General features: G+C 73.7%; 4 protein-coding genes. 2 read left to right on the top strand and 2 right to left on the bottom strand.

Features of this window, described 5'->3' with window-relative positions; genetic code table 11:
* Positions 1-34 precede the first annotated feature (34 nt).
* Both CNO22_RS26560 and CNO22_RS26565 read right to left on the bottom strand, forming a co-directional pair.
* The gene (locus tag CNO22_RS26560) at positions 35-1,399 is read right to left on the bottom strand and encodes a phosphomannomutase/phosphoglucomutase (protein WP_100502226.1); all 1,365 of its coding nucleotides are present in this window, start codon (positions 1,397-1,399) and stop codon (positions 35-37) included.
* An 83-nt stretch (positions 1,400-1,482) separates the two neighbouring features.
* Positions 1,483-1,884 (bottom strand): DUF3499 domain-containing protein, encoded by a 402-nt coding sequence (locus CNO22_RS26565; RefSeq protein WP_269799649.1) that lies wholly within the window; start codon positions 1,882-1,884, stop codon positions 1,483-1,485.
* Between the two features lie 173 nt (positions 1,885-2,057).
* Between CNO22_RS26565 and CNO22_RS26570 the strand changes: the two genes are divergently transcribed.
* Together CNO22_RS26570 and CNO22_RS29550 are read left to right on the top strand one after the other, a co-directional pair.
* Complete coding sequence (locus CNO22_RS26570; RefSeq protein ID WP_100502228.1) at positions 2,058-2,513, top strand: metallopeptidase family protein; 456 nt, start codon at positions 2,058-2,060, stop codon at positions 2,511-2,513.
* A 38-nt stretch (positions 2,514-2,551) separates the two neighbouring features.
* Positions 2,552-2,790 (top strand): hypothetical protein (locus tag CNO22_RS29550; protein WP_232807380.1); only part of this gene is annotated, 239 nt, incomplete at its 3' end.

The raw sequence follows: 2,790 nt of genomic DNA on the forward strand, positions 1-2,790 counted from the left end.
TCGTCGGAAGCGGTCGGGTGGGGTGATCGATCGGTCATGCGCGCACCATCTCCAGCACTCGGTCCCGCAGTCCGGTCATCCGCGCCTCGTCGGGCGCCTCGACGTTGAGCCGCAGCAGCGGCTCGGTGTTGCTCGCCCGCAGGTTGAACCACGAGCCGTCGGGCAGCTCCACGGTCAGCCCGTCGAGCTCGTCGACGGTGACGCCGTCCTCGCCCTCGAACGCCTCCCGCACCGCCCTCGTCCGGCCGGCGGCGTCGGCCACGGTGGAGTTGATCTCGCCCGAGGCGACGTAGCGGGAGTAGCCGGCGGTCAGCTCCGACAGCGGCCGGCTCTGCTCCCCCAGCGCGGCGAGCACGTGCATGGCGGCGAGCATGCCCGTGTCGGCCCGCCAGAAGTCGCGGAAGTAGTAGTGCGCCGAGTGCTCCCCGCCGAAGACCGCGTCGGTGCGGGCCATCTCGGCCTTGATGAACGAGTGCCCGACGCGGGTGCGCACCGGCTCGCCACCGTGCTCGCGGACGATCTCCGGGACCGCCCGCGAGGTGATCAGGTTGTGGATGACCGTCGTCCCCCGGCCCTTGGCCAGCTCCCGGACGGCGACCAGCGCGGTGATCGCCGACGGGCTGACCGGCTCGCCGCGCTCGTCGACGACGAAGACCCGGTCGGCGTCGCCGTCGAAGGCCAGCCCGAGGTCGGCGCCGGTGCGACGGACCTCGGCCTGCAGGTCGACCAGGTTGGCCGGGTCCAGCGGGTTGGCCTCGTGGTGCGGGAAGGAGCCGTCGAGCTCGAAGTACAGCGGCAGCACCTCGAGCGGCAGGTCGGCGAGCACGACGGGGACGGTGTGCCCGCCCATGCCGTTGCCGGCGTCGACGACGACCCGCAGCGGCCGGATGGTCGAGAGGTCGACCAGCGAACGCAGGTGCGCGGCGTACGCGGGGAGCAGGTCGCGCTGGCTGATCGACGCCGTCCGGTCGGGGACCCGGTCGTAGGAGTCGCGCTCGGCCCACTCCCGGAGGGTGGCCAGGCCCGACTCCTGCCCGACCGGGGTGGCGCCGGCGCGGCAGAGCTTGATGCCGTTGTACTGCGCGGGGTTGTGGCTGGCGGTGAACATCGCGCCGGGGACGCCGAGCGAGCCGGAGGCGAAGTAGAGCAGGTCGGTGGAGCCCAGACCGGCCTCGACGACGTCGACGCCGCGGGAGAGCACGCCCTCGGCGAAGGCCCGCGAGAGGGGCACCGAGGAGTCACGCATGTCGTGCGCGGTCACGATCGCGGTGGCGCCGCTCTCCTGCCGGACGAGCTCGGCGAAGGCCGCGCCGATCCGGCGGGCGACGTCCTCGTCCCACTCGTCGGGGACGACGCCGCGGACGTCGTAGGCCTTGATGACCGAAGAGAGACCACTCACCCCTGCTCACCCTCGCCGGAGCCGGCCGCCGACTCCCCGGTCAGCCGCGCCGACCGACCCTAACGGCAGCCGGGCGACCTGGTTCAGGTGATGTCGGGCAGGACCCGCAGGTGGCCGCGGCGGGTGCCCCTGCCGTCGTCGGCGGGGTTGCGCGGCGGTTCGGGACGGGCGGCCTCGCGGACGGCGTCGGCCAGGGCCAGCAGGTCGTCGCCGGTCGGGCCGGAGTCCTCGACGTCGATCTCGTGCCGGACGACCTCCCAGCCACGCGGCACGGTCAGCCGCTCGGCGTGGAACTCGCAGAGGTCGTAGCTGTGCGGCTCCGAGAACGTCGCCAACGGGCCGACGACAGCGGTCGACTCCGCGTACACGTAGGTCAAGGTCGCTCCCGCCGGTTGCGCGCAGCCGCTGCGCGAGCAGCGACGTGACTGCCTCACCACCGGTTCCTCACGCACCGCACAGTAGCCGCGTACCCGGGTGGTTGGCATCAGGCACACCGTCTTCCGTCGCCCGGGACGGAGCACCAGTCCCATCCTCCACGATGTCCCCGTGGGCCCCGGCGCCGGTCCTCGGGCGGAGGCGGCGGGGCCGGGCACCCGCGCGCCGGCTGCCCCGCTGCGGACGTCGGGCCGGGGGGCGGAGCCGTACGCTCGCACCCGTCATGAGCCGACCCGCCCGATCCCGCCGCGACCGCCACGGCCGCGGGCTGCGCGGGCGCCTGGTGCCCGACGGCGTCCCCCTGGCCCGCAGCCGCGCCGAGCGGTTCGACGACCTCGTCCTCGACGCGGTCGAGGACCTCGAGCGCCGGTGGGAGAAGGAGCTGGCCGGAGTCGAGTTCGCCGTCGAGGACGTGCCCTGGGTGGAGCACACCAGCCCCGACGAGGTGGTGCTCGACTCCGACGTGCTCGACGACGGCAGCGTGCCGCTGGCCCGCGTCCTGCCCGCGCACCGGGACGGCACCCGGGAGGTGCCGCCGCGGATCGTCGTCTACCGCCGGCCGCTGGAGCTGCGCGCGCACGACCGCGACGACCTCGCCGACCTGGTGCGCGACGTCGTCGTCGACCAGGTGGCCGTGCTGCTCGGGCGCGACCCGGAGGAGATCGACCCCACCGGCTGAGGCGGGGCGGGCGGTCGCGGCTGCGATGCTCTGTCGCGATGGACTCCTCCGCGCCGGCCGCCGTCCCGTGGGTCGTGCTGGTCCTGGCGCTGCTCGCGCTCGCCGGCCTGGCCGCGGTGTTGCTGAGCCGCCCGCAACCCCCGGCTGCGAGGGGCCCGGGTCCGGGCTCTTATACAAATCTCCGAGCCCACGAGACCGTACTAGAGCTCGGAAGCCGTCTCCTGCTGGAAATAAAAACAAACATACATCACGACGACGGCAAGCAGTGCCAGCGATG

The sequence above is a fragment of the Geodermatophilus chilensis genome (assembly GCF_002802985.1).
In the GTDB taxonomy this organism is placed as follows: Bacteria; Actinomycetota; Actinomycetes; order Mycobacteriales; family Geodermatophilaceae; genus Geodermatophilus; species Geodermatophilus chilensis.